The sequence below is a fragment of the Rhizobium pantanalense genome (assembly GCF_030182525.1).
Taxonomy (GTDB): domain Bacteria; phylum Pseudomonadota; class Alphaproteobacteria; order Rhizobiales; family Rhizobiaceae; genus Rhizobium.
Map to the genome: position 1 here is coordinate 195,714 of NZ_JAQJCH010000001.1, position 14,935 is coordinate 210,648.

Genomic DNA, 14,935 nt, shown 5'->3' on the forward strand with positions numbered 1-14,935 from the left:
GTCTCAAATTCCCGCCGGACGCCTGAGGTCGAGCGTCAGCGGGAATTCCACCGATGCAGTCTCCGGTCTTACGGCATAGCCACCTGCTGTATGCCCCCAAGGCTCGAAACGCGCAAGACGTCGCGCTTCCGCCTCGTTGCCATTGACGGGGAAGGTGTCGTAGTTGCGCCCGCCCGGATGGGCAACATGGTAGATGCAGCCGCCGATCGAGCGGCGCGACCATGTATCGTAGATATCGAAGGTCAGCGGCGTATCGATAGGGAGCACGGGATGCAAGCCTGAGGCTGGGTGCCATGCCTTGTAGCGCACACCGGCGACCGAGACGCCTGCCATTCCAGTCGGCGTCAGCGGTACGGGACGGCCATTGCAGGTCACCGTATAGCGGGAGGGATTAGCGGTTTCGAACCGCACTTGCAGGCGCTCGACCGACGAATCGACATAGCGCACGGTGCCGCCGATCGCGCCTTCTTCGCCCATGACGTGCCATGGTTCCAGCGCCTGGCGCAGCTCCAGCTTGCAGCCCTCGTATTCGACTTCGCCGCAGAAAGGGAAGCGGAATTCGAGCTGCGCTTGGAACCATTCCGGTCTGAGGTTGAAACCGTTTTCGCGAAGATCGCTGAGGACGTCGAGGAAATCCTGCCAGATATAATACGGTAGCATGAAGCGATCATGCAGCGTCGTGCCCCAGCGCACGAACTTGCCATCGATCGGGTTGCGCCAGAAGCGGGCGATCAGTGCGCGCACCAGCAATTGCTGCGCAAGGCTCATGCGGGCATTCGGCGGCATTTCGAAGCCGCGGAATTCGACGAGGCCGAGGCGTCCCGTCGGTCCATCCGGCGAAAACAGCTTGTCGATGCAGATTTCCGAGCGGTGCGTGTTGCCGGTGACATCGGTCAGAAGATTGCGGAAGAGCCGGTCCACCAGCCACGGAAGCGGCTGGATGCCGCGACCGGGCGCCGGGACCTGGGCCAGCGCAATTTCCAGTTCGTAGAGGCTGTCATGGCGGGCTTCGTCGATGCGCGGCGCCTGGCTGGTCGGACCGATGAACATGCCGGAAAAGAGATAGGAGAGCGAGGGATGGCGCTGCCAATGCAGCACCAGGCTCTTCAACAGGTCGGGACGGCGCAGGAACGGGCTGTCCATGGTATTGCGGCCGCCGACGACCACGTGATTGCCGCCGCCGGTGCCGGTGTGGCGGCCGTCAATCATGAACTTGTCGGTGCCGAGCCGGCTGGCGCGTGCCTCTTCGTAAACCGCGGTGGTGATATCGACGGCTTCCTTCCAGCTCGATGCCGGATGGATGTTGACTTCGATCACGCCGGGATCGGGGGCAACACGGATGACATTGATGCGTTCGTCCTGCGGCGGCGGATAGCCCTCGATATGGACCGGAAGGTTGAGGGCCGCGGCCGCACGTTCGGCCGAGGCGACGAGATCGAGGTAGTCCTCGACGCTGACCGTCGGTGGCATGAAGATGCAGAGGCGCCCGTCGCGCGGCTCGACGCTGATGGCGGTGCGCACATAGCCGCCGATCTCGTCGAGGGATTGCGGCATGATCGGCTGCTGGCCGGTGAAGGGCTGGAAATGGGCAGCCTGCAGCGGCCGGCCCTTGTCTTCATTGTAATCCGGCAGCGCTTCGCGCGGGATCGTCGGGTCCATCGGGTTGATGTAGGGATATTGCGACGCCGGTATCCAGCCGAGTGAATTCAGTGGCAGGCGGTAGCCGACCGGACTGTCACCGGGCGTCAGGAAGATGCGCCCGCGGCGCGTACGCCACTTCTCGCTCGTCCAGCGGCGGCCGCTGGCGCGCGCATTCCATGCCTGAATCGGGAGGATATAGCCTGTTGGCCGAGTCAAGCCGCGTTCGAAGACGCGGGCCATGCGCGAACGCTCTTCCGGATCCTTCAGCTTCGAATTGGAGGGGTCGACATTCTCGGGCAGGTTCGCTTCCTTGACCAGCCATTCGGCGGGGTCCTCGAAGGCGGGCTCCACATAATCCGGTTCTATGTCGAGTTCGCCGGCGATCGCCGTCAGCAGTCGGCCGGCATCGTCTTCGATGACGCTGTAGTTGCGGCCCTCATTGGCGATCAGATCGGGATTCGACCAGATCGGCCGGCCATCGCGCCGCCAATAGAGGGAGAAGGTCCAGCGCGGCAGGCTTTCGCCAGGATACCACTTGCCCTGGCCGTAATGCAGGAAGCCGTTCGGTGCGAAGCGTTCCCGCAGGCGGCGGATCAGCGTGTCGGCTTTTTCACGCTTGGTCGGGCCTACAGCCGCCGTATTCCATTCCTCTGACTGGAAATCGTCGATCGACACGAAAGTCGGCTCGCCGCCCATTGTCAGGCGCACGTCATCTTCCTTGAGGATCGCGTCAACCTTTTCGCCGAGTTCGTTCAAGGCATCCCAGCTTTCGTCCGAGAAGGGTTTGGTGATGCGCGGATGCTCGGCGACGCGGGCGACCTTCATGTCGAATTCGAATTCGGTCTTGGCCTCGCCGAAATAGCCGCCCGAGATCGGTGCGGCATTGCGGTAATGCGGCGTGGCGGCCAGCGGAATATGGCTCTCGCCCGTCAGAAGGCCCGAGGTCGGATCGAGGCCCACCCAGCCGGCGCCGGGAAGATAGACTTCCGCCCAGGCATGCAGGTCGGTGAAGTCGACCTCTGTGCCGGAGGGGCCGTCGAGCGCCTTCAGGTCCGGCGTGAGCTGGATGAGGTAGCCGGAGACGAAGCGGGCGGCGAGGCCGAGATGACGCAGCACCTGAACGAGCAGCCAGCTCGTATCGCGACAGGAGCCTTTCGCCTTTTCCAATGTTTCCTCAGGCGTCTGGACGCCGGCTTCCATGCGGATGACATAGCCGATTTCCTGCTGCAGGCGCGTGTTGAGGCCGACGACCATGTCGACGGTCTTTTGCTCCGAGCGGTCGAGCGTGGCGAGGAAGGCTTTCAGCCGGAGACCAGGCTCCTCCGGTTTCATATAGATCGACAGATCCTCGCGGATGGTCTCGGGATAGTCGAAGGGCCATTTCGTCGCTTCCTCTTCGACGAAAAAGTCAAAGGGATTGTAGACCGTCATGTCGGCGACCAGATCGACTTCGATCTTCAGCTCGGTGACCGGATCGGGAAAGACGAAGCGGGCGAGATAGTTGCCGTAGGGGTCCTGCTGCAGGTTCACGAAATGATTTGACGGCGTGACCTTCAGCGAATGGCTCAGCACGCGCGTCTTGGAATGGGAGGCGGGTTTCAGGCGGATGATCTGGGGGCCGAGGCGGACCGGATTGTCGTATTTGTAGTGGGTGAGATGATAGATGCTCGCCTTGATCGCCATATGTCTCTTCGCCTAGCCCGCATCGTTGTGCGGTGATTGCTGTTCCCGCGGGGCAGTGTGTGCAATGCAGCGAAAGAAAGCAAGGTGTCTCCCGGCGCTTCGGAAAGTCCTGCCATGTAACTCCAAAACAAAAACGGCGAGCTTTTGCCCGCCGTTCTGAAATCTTGATCTGTTTGCCTGCGCTCAGCTTCTGCCGAACTCGTCGACCAGGCGGATGATATCGTCCTCGCCGAGATAGGAGCCGGTCTGCACTTCGATGAGCTCCAGCAGGATCTTGCCCGGGTTGGACAGACGATGCACTTCGCCGAGCGGAATATAGATCGATTCGTTTTCGCGCAGCATCTGCACGTTTTCGCCGACCGTCACTTCGGCCGTGCCCTTGACGACGATCCAGTGCTCGGAGCGGTGGTGATGCTTCTGCAGCGACAGCTTCTTGCCCGGCAGCACGAAAATGCGCTTCACCTGGAAGCGCTCGCCGTTCAGCACGGAGGTATAGCCGCCCCATGGGCGGTAAGAGGTCGGGTGCGTTTCGGTGAGCTTCGCGGTCTTCTTCTCGCTCGCCAGCAGCTTGACGAGCTTGCCGACTTCCTGGCTATCCTTGAGGTGGCCGACATAGACGGCGTCTTCGCTGGCGATGACGGCGACGTCCTCAAGGCCCTGCACGGCAACATGCAGACTATGCGACATGACGAGCGAATTCTTGGTGTTGACCAGCGTCGTGGCGCCCGCCGACACGTTGCCGCTTTCGTCACGGCTTCCAACTTTCCAGACCGCATCCCAGCTGCCGAGATCGGACCAGGTGAAGGGCGAGGGAACGACGGCGGCGTTGGCCGTCTTTTCCATAAGCGCGTAGTCGATGGAGATGTCCGGGCTCTTGGAGAAATTGTCGGCGTCGAGGCGGGTAAAATCGAGGTCGCGCGTCGATTTGGAGACGGCCTTGCTGGCAGCCTTTTCGACGTCAGGCGCAAATTCCTTCATCTCAGCGAGAAGCTGGGCGGCCGAGAACATGAACATGCCGGAGTTCCAGTAGAATTGGCCACTGGCAACCATCTCCTGGGCCTTGTCCAAGGCAGGCTTCTCGACAAAACGCTTGACGGCATGGGCGCCGGTCGAGAGCGCCTTGCCGCTTTCGATATAGCCATAGCCGGTCGCCGGTTCCGTCGGCTTGATGCCGAAGGTGACGAGCTTGCCCTGCAGCGCCGTGTCGCGAGCCAGGCGCACGCAATTGTAATAGGTGGTATTGGCATCGATCTCATAATCGGAGCCGAGGACATGCATGATCGAGTCCTTGCCGAAAAGCTCGGTGACGAGCGCAGCGGCGGCGGCAACTGCAGCGGCAGTATTGCGGGCGATCGGCTCCAGCAGCACGGCGGCGAGCTTAAGGTCGAGTTCGCGGGCCTGCTCTGCGACGAGGAAGCGGAATTCCTCATTGGTGAGAACGATCGGCGATTCATAGAGCTCGGGATCGGCCACCCGCTCCAAAGTGTTCTGGAACAGCGTCTTGTCGCCGATGAACTGGATGAATTGCTTCGGGGCGGAAGCGCGCGACAGCGGCCACAGCCGCGTACCCTTGCCCCCTGCCATGATCACCGGAACGATCTTTGCTGCCATACTCTGCCTCTCCTGGACACTCCAACCGAGAGCCGACGTCAAGAGCGCAACCGTTGCGCTTCCCGCCATGCTCCTTCGACAACGTTAATCGCCATTGCGATATTTTTTGGCAAAACGCTAGCGCTAATATGCCAGTAGCGTAAACATTCGGCGATCTCGGCGCGGAAATCCCGATGAAAGTCCGCTGCACGCGCCTTTCCGAAGGCGGGGGAGACAGGCAGAATCGATAGGTGCGATTCTGCCCTCAGGATCCGCCTTAGGCCAGCGAGGCTACGGCGATGATCGTCGTCATGTCGAAGGTCAAGCTTCCGCCCTGTCGTGCTCTTCATCGTGCACCGGCGCATGGTCGAGACCATTGCGCCTGTTGTACCGGATCGAGGACCAGAGCGAGATGCCGATCAGGGCCGCGCCGCCAAGGCCGGTGATGACTTCCGGAATATGCGTCAGCGTCTGCACGTACATGATCACCGAAAGGATCAGGATGGCGTAGAAGGCGCCATGTTCGAGGTAGCGATAGTGGGCCAGCGTGCCTTTCTCCACCAGCATGATCGTCATCGAGCGGACGTACATGGCGCCGATGCCGAGGCCGATCGCGATGATGAAGAGGTTCTGGGTGAGGGCGAAGGCGCCGATGACGCCGTCGAAGGAGAAGCTGGCATCGAGGATTTCGAGATAGAGGAAAGCGCCGAAGCCACCCTTTGCCGCCGCGCTCATCGTTCTTTGCGAGGCATCGAGGAAACCGGCCAGAACCTCCACGAGCAGGAAGGTCAGGAGGCCGTAGATCGAGGCGTGCAGGAAGATCGTGGCGTCGTCACCGTCGAGCACGGAAGTGAAGATGAGGACCATGATCAGCACGAAGGCGATCTCGACGCCCTTGACCGTGGCGAAATGCGCCATCCGCTTCTCGATGAAGCTGATCCAGTGCACGTCCTTTTCGTGATTGAAGAAATAGGTCAGACCCACCATCATCAGGAAGGTGCCGCCGAAGGCGGCGATCGGCAGATGTGCCGCCTGCATGATCTCTGCATATTGCTCGGGCCTGGCGGCGGCGAGCTGCAGCGCTTCCCATGGATTGATCCAGGCGGCGATGGCGACGATCGCCAGCGGAAAGATGATCCGCATGCCGAAGACGGCGATGATGATGCCCCAGGTCAGGAAGCGATGCTGCCAGACCGGCGTCATCTCCTTCAGCTTGTTGGCATTGACGATAGCATTGTCGAAGGAAAGCGAGATTTCGAGCACGGCCAACACGGCACAGATGAAGAAGGCCGTGGCAAGACCGCTGAAGGTGCCGGTGGTGTTCCAGCCGAGCAGAGCACCGAGTGCAAGGCCGCCGACGGTAACGGCAAAAGCCCAGCCGAAATAGCCGAGTACGGATTTTGAAGCGGTGCGCGAGCTCATAGGCGCGCCTCGCCGCAAAGGGAGTGAATCCATCCGGATTGCGCGCATAGCCGCATACCGAAGACGGCATGCGGGTGAGGCATGGTCAAGCTGATCATGGAACGAAGTCCGCCGGCTCATCTGCAGGCGGTACCGACATCGCGAGAGCGCCGTGAAAACTCTCGCCAGAGGGGCCCGGCACCAAAGTTCAATCCGTCGCCGATGTCAGGGAGGCGCGGAGATGCTCCATAGTTAGTGAAGTTGCGATGCAGGTCAAGAGTTGAAATCGTGGCGACAGCAACTGCCCTTGACAATGAAAAATTTGGGGAACCAAACAGAGAGGACCCGCGTTTGCCCATCAAGTGGTCTTGTGCCGCGCGCCTCTTCAAATCGCAGGCGAATCGTTATCCCGACAACAGCGACAGACAGGAGAAGCTCCGATGAGCCCGACACCCATTCACCATAAGTCGCAAATGCAAAAACCGGAACTGACGGAACGGCAGAAAAAGGCACGGCCGAATACACTGCGCCAAGCTCAGGTCCTGCCGCCGCATCAGGTGGATCTTACTCTGCATCCCGTCACCCACGAGGATGTGCACGTTCCTGCACACGTCAACGGCGCAGACCTGTCGCGCGAGGCGCCGGCCGATGCCAATCATGGCAGAAAACAGAAAAATGCGCTGCCGCACTAACGACGACGGCGGCGCGACGATGACGACTACTTGTGTCGAGGCGTCTTGCCGTCGGAAGTAAAGCTGCCGTTGAAGCTCATCTCGGTCGATTTCGCCGAGCATTCGATGGCGATCGGCTTGCCGCTATAGGGATTGGCGAAGGTGCAGGCGCCCTTGGCTTCGACCTGACCCGATATCTTGCCACCGGCACCGGTCGAGATGACGTCGATCGGCAACTGTGCCGTCCCCTTCTGGCTGCCTGCCTTGATGCCCTTGCCGTTGCCTTGGAAGCCAAGCATCTTGCCGCCGGACGTGAAGATGAAGGTCACGGATCCATCGGGTCCGGTAACGCTCGCGATTTCGGCCTTGCATCCCTTGGAGGCATCGAGCTTGCCGACCACGAGCTTGGAGCATTTTCCGCTAACGACGGTGACGCCTTTCGATGGGAAATCATCCACTGCGCCGGCCGAGGTTGTGGCCAAGACGGTCAATCCAAAAGCAATGCCTGCGAATCGCATAAGAGGGGCTCCTTTCAAGCCCTTGCAAATTTGCCGATCCAAATGTGGCAGTCAACCCGAAGCAGGGCGCAAACCCGAAGACCGCTGAAATCGACCGGATTCACGCTGGGCGATTTCGCGTCTGACCTCACACCTCTCGCTATCGCAAGGCGGTCCGCTGTCCCTGCGCGAAGTGCGTTAATGTTGCTGCGCCGATTCCGGAACGAGCGAGCCGATCAACTGCAGCAGGGCATTCTGGCGATTGCCGCCCCCGGCCAGGAATTCATAAAGGGTCATGCTCTTCTCGCTGCCGCCGTCGACGACATAATCCGCCTGGCGGATGACGTAGACCTCGCCGCTTTCGGTGTCGCGGGCGAGGTGAAACATATATTCATCGCCGTTGGGCTTGTGGTTCTTGTAGAACTGCCGCTTCACCACCGTCATCTCGTCCTCCCGTATGATCGATGCGCTGATATGACAGTAGGATGACGGCGTGGCCGGAAGTCAAGCGGCTTGTGGCGGGAACTTGTGCCGCAGGCTCCGTTCAACTCGTAATCGCAGCGAACAGCAGCATGTGATTGGCTATCTTTCAAAAGACTACTATTCTCGACCTGCGCTCGAATTTTTCGAGACGCGGCTCAGGCGGTTCAGCTTTTCATGGGATCTCTGACCCGCCCTATCTTTTGTTTTTCGCAATTCCGGACGGAAAACCGCTTCGCACTTTTCCTGGAATTGCTCTAGTTGGAGATCGAAGCACATGAGAATGATGTTAGCGCTGGGAGCGATTTTGAGCTTGGCATGCGTCTCTGCCGGTGAGGCGCCTTCGAATTACCAGACCTACCATGGCGGCATTCGCGCCGACAGCGATCCGGTGGTGCTGGCAAGATACGACAGGGCTCTCAATCATTGCGAGCCCGAAGCCTATTCCTGGCGGCGTGGATCGCCGGATGCGAACAGCACGCTCTACTGGCTGGCTCTCAGGGATTGCCTCTACCGCCAGGGCTTCGTCGATCGTGGCGTCTATGCCTACCCGACGACGGCGGTGCTGCGGCATATTCTGGATCGCTGACCGTCGACAAACGGTCGTGGCCTGGCGAAACATTTTGCCAATGCAAAACTTCCGCGACATACGCAGGCATAGCCAAACGACAGGAAATGAAAAAGGCCTTTCGATTTCTCGAAAGGCCTTGCTTTTCAGCGAATTAGGATGGTGGGCGTGACAGGGATTGAACCTGTGACCCCTACGATGTCAACGTAGTGCTCTCCCGCTGAGCTACACGCCCATCCGATGGCGGCGCATAGATCACAAAACCTTAGTTGCCGTCAATAGGCTTTTTTTCGGTTTTGTGACGTGGCCGCCAAAAGCCTTACGCGGCAAGGAGTTTGTTGACCTCGTCGACCAGCTCGCGGAGGTGGAAAGGCTTGGAAAGGACTTTTGCATCCTTCGGCGCCTTCGAATCGGGGTTCAAGGCGACGGCGGCAAAGCCGGTGATGAACATCACCTTCAGATCGGGATCGAGTTCGGTGGCGCGCCGCGCCAGCTCGATGCCGTCCATCTCGGGCATGACGATGTCAGTCAAAAGCAGCGAGAACGGCTCTTCGCGCAGCCGATCGTAAGCGCTGGCTCCATTGTCAAAGGACAAGACCTTGTAGCCGGCTTTTTCGAGTGCCTTCACGAGAAAGCGACGCATGTCGTTGTCGTCTTCGGCAAGAAGTATCTTCTGGGTCATCATCTCTATCGCTAATCAATTTTGTCTTGTTGGACTCGTCCAGCGTTTAGGGTACCGCGACGCCGTAAACAAGCCGTGAATGGTCAGCCAAAACGCGCCATTCCAGCATTTGTTCGAAGCATAGGTGCATTCCACGAAAACGTCCCGCGTTTTCGCTGACCGGGCATCCGAGATTCCGAATAGGGTGTTTTGGATTAAGGCCATTTCGCTCAAGTTACTATGGACTTGCGGTCATGCAACTGGCAACATGATTACTGCGACAAGTTGTTGACATGGTAAAGACGTTGATGTCCGCGGAAATGCGCAGTTTCGAGATTTTCGAGGTATTGGAGCCAGCCTCCCAGACGATACCGTTTGTCTACAGCTCGCCTCATAGTGGTCGCGTCTATCCCCCCGATTTCGTCGCCCAATCCCGTCTGCAGGGCATCGCCATCCGCCGCTCCGAGGATCATTATGTTGACGAGCTTTTTTCGGCGGCAAGCTCTCTCGGTGCGCCGCTGCTGTTTGCCAATTTTCCGCGCGCCTATATCGACGTGAATCGCGAGCCGTATGAGCTCGATCCGCGCATGTTCGATGGTGCGCTGCCATCCTATGCGAACATCAATTCGCTGCGGGTCGCCGGCGGTCTCGGCACAATCCCGCGAATCGTCGCCGAGAACATGGAGATCTATGCGCGCCGCGTCCCGGTCGAGGATGCGCTGAAGCGAATCGACACCATCTACAAGCCTTACCACGCCACGCTGCGGCGACTGATCGCGCGCACCCATGTCAAATTCGGCTTCGGCGTGCTGGTCGATTGTCATTCCATGCCCGGCAATATCCGCATCGCCGGCAGCAACATGCGGCCGGATTTCATCCTTGGCGATCGCTACGGCACCAGCGCCTCGGCCGAACTTTCGCGCGCGGCCATGCAGATTCTCGAGGAGCTCGGCTTTAACGCCGTACGCAACAAGCCCTATGCAGGCGGCTTCATCACCGAACATTACGGCCGCCCATCCCGCGGGCTGCATGCCCTGCAGATCGAGGTCAATCGCTCTCTCTATGTCGATGAGACAACGCTCGAGAAGCGTCCGGATTTCGACAAGGTCGCCGCTGCCATCACGCTTTTCATGAAGCGCATGGCCGAGCACGTGGAATCCTATACGGGCGATCCGGCACTGGCGGCGGAGTGACCGTTTCGTTGTCGTTGAGCTTGCCGAAGGGATGCGCGGCCAGGCAAAATCTGCTTATGGGCGACGCCGGAATTCGAAGCTTGGCGATAGCCTGAACGCAGCGGGTGGGCGATGTGTCGGACTATCACTGTCACCTACACGGAAGAAATGGTGCGCGATGCCGTGAGGGCTTTTGTCTGGCGGCGGCTGATCATCAATCAGCGCCTCTGGGTCGCAGAAATTGCAACAATCTTGCTGTTTCTTTGGCAGCTTTGGAGTGATGGCACCGAATGGCTGACCGGCGTCTTCGGCAGCCTCGTTCTTCTCTACCCGGCTATGATTATCGTCGTATGGGTCGCGCATTACCGCAATATGGTTGGAAAGTTCCTCAAAATGTCGATACGGCAGGCGACGTTTGCTTTTCATGATGAAGGGTTTGACGTGGCATCCGAGTTGGGGTCGGTCAAAGTTCCTTGGTCCACCGTTACCGAAATCTGGCAGCGGCCAACCTATTGGATGATATTTACAGCCATCAACCAGTTCATGACGCTGCCCACTCAGGCGGCGGACATCAATGATCTCGATTTTGTGAAATCGAAGGTGCCTTTCACAATACCGCAATGAACGCGGCTCCCCTTGCAAAGTAGCTAGGTCAGGCAAAAAAGAACCGCGCTCGTGGCGCGGCTAAGTCTAGGGAGGAAACACCCAAGGAGGGTATTTACAGTCGAAAGACTGCATGGGGATATTGCTGCTGCGCTGCACAAATGTCAAGCACTTTATTGCAGTGCAAAATATTTAGGCAGATTTAAAAATCCTGCCTGATCCGCAGGCATTGCGCCCAATGGGTCATCATCCCGTTTGCTTCACGGTTTATATGCGTTATGACATCGCCATCCCGTCACTTACCCGGATTCACCATGCTTCCCGATCGCTCGTTCTTCTATCGTCTGGCCGAAGCGGCCAAGGCCGAAACCCTGCCGCGCTTTCGTGCCGGCATCGATGTGGTCAACAAGGAAGCCAAGGGCTTTGATCCCGTGACGGAAGGCGACCGAGCCGCCGAACAGGCGATTCGCGCGCTGATCGAGGCCGAATTCCCCGAACATGGCATTCTGGGAGAGGAGCATGGCAATGTCGGGCTCGACCGCGAGCATGTCTGGGTCATCGATCCGATCGACGGCACGCGCGCCTTCATCTCAGGTGTCCCGGTCTGGGGAACGCTAATCGGCCTGCAGAAGAACGGCCGCGCCGTCATGGGCCTGATCGACCAGCCCTTCACTGGCGAGCGCTATTTTGCCGATGGCAATGGCGCCACCTATTCCGGTCCGGACGGCGAGAGACGGCTGCAGGTTCGCGATTGCGGCAGCCTCTCCAATGCCATCCTTTTCACCACCTCGCCGCATCTTTTCGTCGGCGACGAGCTTGCCAAGTATCGCGAGATCGAAAGCCAGGTTCGGCTCTTCCGCTATGGCTGCGATTGCTATGCCTATGCGCTGCTTGCGGCCGGCCATATCGATCTCGTCATCGAAAATTCGCTGAAGCCCTATGATGTCGGCGGCATCATTCCGGTCATCGAGCAGGCTGGCGGCATTATGACCACCTGGGATGGCGGCCGGCCGGAAATGGGCGGAACGATCATCGCAGCCGGCAGCCGCGCGGTTTACGAGCAGGCGCTCGCCATCCTGTCGCGCTGAGGATCAAGCTTCCGCCTCAATCTCATAGGCATTGGTTTCGGCATCGCTGCCGGGGATGAAGGCGTGGATCGCGGCAAGTGCTTGATTGCGATAGATATCCCGTTCCTGCAGGATTTCATGCTTGGCGCCGTGAATTGGAACGAGCTGAGCGGCACGGAAATAGCGCGACAGCCGCTCCTGATCGACATAGGGCACCACGCCGTCGCGCGTCGGCGCGATCAAGACGGTGGGGACCTGAATTGAAAACAGGTGTTCGGGCCTGTTGACCCGTTCGATCGCCCGCAGAGCCTGCGATAGCCAGCGTGCCGTCGGCGGTCCCAGGCAAAGCTGCGGATAGGTGGTGCCGATGACGACGTTGCGGCGGTAGCGCTGCTCGTCCGTCGTTAACGGGTTTTCGGCAAACGGTCTTTCCTTGAACTTCTTGCTGAACTGCATACGGCCCAGGCCAACGCCGCTGACCGCGCCAGAGAGGAAGCGGATAAAGCCGGGGGAGGCGCCGTGGCCGGTCAAGCCGATGAAGGGGGCAGACAGCACCATGCGCTCGATGCGGCTCGCAAGCCTCGGCGCGGCAGACAGGGCAATCAGCCCGCCCGTCGAATGAGCGAGCAGAAAGAAGGGCAGGCGTGTATCCGGCAGGACGATCTTATCGAGGAAGGCGGTCAAATCCCGCTCGTAATCGGAAAAATGGCGGATATGGCCGCGCAACGGGTCCTTCAGCAGCCTCTCCGACCCGCCCTGGCCGCGCAGGTCGAAGGTCGCGACCCAAAGGCCCTTGGCTGTGAGGTCGCGGATCGTCTCGAAATATTTCTCTATGAACTCGTTGCGGCCCTGCAGTAGAACAACAGTTCCCTTGGCCACCGGCTGCTCGCAGCGGAAGACGGCATAGCGCAGCTTGCGCCCGTCGAAACTTTCGAAGAAGCCTTCGGTGCGGTTTTCCGGCACCGGATTATCTGCTGTGGAATAGAGGACCGAATCCATGACGGTGTCGCGCCTCGCTGACCAATGGCTCATCCCAAGGGGATAGCGCAGGCTGGGGGAATTGCAACAGGTTTGTTGGCGGTTCCGGCATGAGAAACGGCCGGGAAGGATTAAGCGAGAGATCGTCCGAATCAGCTCTTCGGTGCCGCACCGCGCCGTTCCAGTGCGGTCTTACGGATGATCTCGGCGATCTCGGGGCTGCTGCTCGAGAGCATCTGGAAATCCGATGAATAGAGCGACAGCAGCGAGACCTCGGTCGCGGCGCTGACGGTTGCCGAGCGGGGCTCGCCGGTGATCAGCGCCATCTCGCCGAAGAAGCTGCCGGAGCCGAGTTCGACCGGCGTTGGTGTAGCGACGCTGACGCGGCCTTCGACAATGAAATACATCTGGTCGCCGGCCTCGCCCTTGCGGCAGATGATGCCACCGGCCGGCACGACGCGGGGGCGCAGCGCCCGTACGATCTCGATGAGGGCGCCGGAACCGAGCTTCTGAAACAGCGGCACTCCCGCCACCAGCTGCCAATTGCGCACGAAATCCTGACGACGAACCTCTTCGTAGAAGCCGGTGGCGAGAATGCCGGCCCATAAGGCAAAGATGCCGATTCCGCACATCATGACCAATCCGGCAAGGGCGCGGCCGGCGAAACTTTGCGGGATCTCATCGCCATATCCCGTGGTCGACAGCGTCGTCACGGCCCACCACATTGCGAGGGGGATGCTGCCGAACTTGTCGGGTTGGACATCACGCTCGATGATGTAAGCCGCAAGCGCTGCGGCGAACAGAACGATACCGAAGATCGAGGTGACGCCGATCAGGTTGCGCGCTTCCTTGGTGATGACCCTGCCAAGCAACCGGAAGAAGGTCGAGCCGCGTAGCGGCTTCAAAAGCCAGATGGCGCAATAGAGGCTTTGGTCGCGCCCGCGGATGAGAAGGAAGGCGGCCAAAGGGACCAGAACGGCCAGAATGTCGACGGCGATTTCCGGGATCCTACCGCGCACCTCCCTTGCGCGATGTATGACCAGCGTCTCGATCAATTGCAGAACATAGATGGCCCAGACGCCGGCAAGCACGACTTCCAGGATGAGCCTCGTCTGTCCGACGATATCGGGCGTCGTAAGCACCGCCACCGTCAGCAGACCGATAGCAGCCAGAAGCGTACTCAGCGATGAGGAAATCTTCGAGAAAGAAAGCGCCGACATTATATCCCCCGGGCAATACCCTGGGGGCAGCCACTCGCCCGAGAATAGGATGGCTTAGATCCAAACGTAAAGAGCATAGGGACGTGCCGTCTCCCCCATGCCTCACCTGACACTCCGTGCCTTGCGCTGCTATCGCTGCCCAACCTGAAGCGGAAAGCCCTTGAAGGGCTTGATTTCCTTCAGCACGAAGGTGGTCTGCATCTCCTTGATGCGCGGCAGGCGGCGCACCACCGCCATGGCGAAATCGGCATAGCTGTCGAGATCGGCGGCCACCACCTGCAGCAGGAAATCCGCGTCCCCGGCGATGCTGTAGCAGGCAACGACCTCGCTGAGTTTCAGGACGTCGCGGGAGAATTCCTCGGCTTCCGCCTCGCTGTGGCTGTCGATCTTCACCCTAATGAAGGCAAGGACGCCGAGGCCGATCTGGCGCCTGTCGAGGGTGGCCGTATAACCCTGGATCACGCCCGTTTCTTCCAGTTGGCGCACGCGCCGCCAGCATGGCGACGTCGAGAGCCCGACTTCGGATGAAAGCGCTTGGTTCGTAAGGCGCCCATCCTTCTGAAGGGCTCCGAGAATCTTCAAATCGATGGGCTCAAGGGTGCCGGGCATATTTAACCTCTAATGTGTGGATATAAGGTAGATCCTACCATACTTTCCGAATGTGTGGCAATGAAAGGCAAGATTGCCCTCGGCGGGAGAGATA

General features: G+C 59.6%; 14 protein-coding genes and 1 tRNA gene. 5 read left to right on the forward strand and 10 right to left on the reverse strand.

What is annotated here, in order from left to right; all coding sequences use genetic code 11:
- Positions 1 to 3: 3 nt before the first annotated feature.
- From PH558_RS00930 to PH558_RS00940, 3 genes are all read right to left on the reverse strand, one after another.
- Positions 4 to 3,324, reverse strand: a complete 3,321-nt coding sequence (locus tag PH558_RS00930; protein ID WP_285201822.1) for a transglutaminase family protein — start codon at positions 3,322 to 3,324, stop codon at positions 4 to 6.
- 183 nt (positions 3,325 to 3,507) lie between these two features.
- Positions 3,508 to 4,935 carry a mannose-1-phosphate guanylyltransferase/mannose-6-phosphate isomerase gene (locus tag PH558_RS00935; RefSeq protein ID WP_285201823.1) on the reverse strand — a complete coding sequence of 476 codons (1,428 nt, stop codon included), beginning with the start codon at positions 4,933 to 4,935 and terminating at the stop codon, positions 3,508 to 3,510.
- 300 nt (positions 4,936 to 5,235) lie between these two features.
- Positions 5,236 to 6,336 carry a DUF475 domain-containing protein gene (locus PH558_RS00940; protein ID WP_285201824.1) on the reverse strand — a complete coding sequence of 367 codons (1,101 nt, stop codon included), beginning with the start codon at positions 6,334 to 6,336 and terminating at the stop codon, positions 5,236 to 5,238.
- Between the two features lie 419 nt (positions 6,337 to 6,755).
- Between PH558_RS00940 and PH558_RS00945 the strand changes: the two genes are divergently transcribed.
- A complete protein-coding gene (locus tag PH558_RS00945; protein ID WP_113408297.1) occupies positions 6,756 to 7,007 on the forward strand; it encodes a hypothetical protein in 252 nt (83 codons plus the stop codon).
- 26 nt (positions 7,008 to 7,033) lie between these two features.
- On the opposite strand, the gene PH558_RS00950 is transcribed toward PH558_RS00945, so the two are convergent.
- Both PH558_RS00950 and PH558_RS00955 read right to left on the reverse strand, forming a co-directional pair.
- Positions 7,034 to 7,504 (reverse strand): hypothetical protein, encoded by a 471-nt coding sequence (locus tag PH558_RS00950; RefSeq protein WP_095435808.1) that lies wholly within the window; start codon positions 7,502 to 7,504, stop codon positions 7,034 to 7,036.
- A gap of 177 nt (positions 7,505 to 7,681) precedes the next feature.
- Positions 7,682 to 7,927 carry a hypothetical protein gene (locus PH558_RS00955; protein ID WP_069613279.1) on the reverse strand — a complete coding sequence of 82 codons (246 nt, stop codon included), beginning with the start codon at positions 7,925 to 7,927 and terminating at the stop codon, positions 7,682 to 7,684.
- 313 nt (positions 7,928 to 8,240) lie between these two features.
- On the opposite strand from PH558_RS00955, the gene PH558_RS00960 reads away from it, so the two are divergent.
- A complete protein-coding gene (locus PH558_RS00960) occupies positions 8,241 to 8,552 on the forward strand; it encodes a hypothetical protein (protein ID WP_069613278.1) in 312 nt (103 codons plus the stop codon).
- 139 nt (positions 8,553 to 8,691) lie between these two features.
- Here PH558_RS00960 and PH558_RS00965 read toward each other — a convergent pair.
- Together PH558_RS00965 and cpdR1 are read right to left on the reverse strand one after the other, a co-directional pair.
- Positions 8,692 to 8,766: transfer RNA gene (locus tag PH558_RS00965), tRNA-Val, on the reverse strand.
- Between the two features lie 84 nt (positions 8,767 to 8,850).
- Positions 8,851 to 9,213 carry a response regulator CpdR1 gene (gene cpdR1, locus PH558_RS00970; RefSeq protein ID WP_004117561.1) on the reverse strand — a complete coding sequence of 121 codons (363 nt, stop codon included), beginning with the start codon at positions 9,211 to 9,213 and terminating at the stop codon, positions 8,851 to 8,853.
- A 272-nt stretch (positions 9,214 to 9,485) separates the two neighbouring features.
- On the opposite strand from cpdR1, the gene PH558_RS00975 reads away from it, so the two are divergent.
- The 3 genes from PH558_RS00975 to hisN all read left to right on the forward strand — a co-directional run bounded on the left by PH558_RS00975 (position 9,486) and on the right by hisN (position 12,055).
- Positions 9,486 to 10,385 carry an N-formylglutamate amidohydrolase gene (locus PH558_RS00975; protein ID WP_285201825.1) on the forward strand — a complete coding sequence of 300 codons (900 nt, stop codon included), beginning with the start codon at positions 9,486 to 9,488 and terminating at the stop codon, positions 10,383 to 10,385.
- Between the two features lie 147 nt (positions 10,386 to 10,532).
- Complete coding sequence (locus PH558_RS00980; protein WP_285201826.1) at positions 10,533 to 10,988, forward strand: YcxB family protein; 456 nt, start codon at positions 10,533 to 10,535, stop codon at positions 10,986 to 10,988.
- 293 nt (positions 10,989 to 11,281) lie between these two features.
- Complete coding sequence (gene hisN / locus PH558_RS00985; protein ID WP_285201827.1) at positions 11,282 to 12,055, forward strand: histidinol-phosphatase; 774 nt, start codon at positions 11,282 to 11,284, stop codon at positions 12,053 to 12,055.
- Positions 12,056 to 12,058: 3 nt separating this feature from the next.
- Here hisN and PH558_RS00990 read toward each other — a convergent pair whose 3' ends face one another.
- The 3 genes from PH558_RS00990 to PH558_RS01000 form a co-directional block, all read right to left on the reverse strand.
- Positions 12,059 to 13,033: an alpha/beta fold hydrolase gene (locus tag PH558_RS00990; RefSeq protein WP_285201828.1), complete on the reverse strand. Its 975-nt coding sequence runs from the start codon at positions 13,031 to 13,033 to the stop codon at positions 12,059 to 12,061.
- Between the two features lie 131 nt (positions 13,034 to 13,164).
- Positions 13,165 to 14,232, reverse strand: a complete 1,068-nt coding sequence (locus tag PH558_RS00995; protein ID WP_113408293.1) for a cyclic nucleotide-gated ion channel — start codon at positions 14,230 to 14,232, stop codon at positions 13,165 to 13,167.
- A gap of 129 nt (positions 14,233 to 14,361) precedes the next feature.
- Positions 14,362 to 14,841, reverse strand: a complete 480-nt coding sequence (locus PH558_RS01000) for an Lrp/AsnC family transcriptional regulator (RefSeq protein ID WP_285201829.1) — start codon at positions 14,839 to 14,841, stop codon at positions 14,362 to 14,364.
- Positions 14,842 to 14,935: the final 94 nt, after the last annotated feature.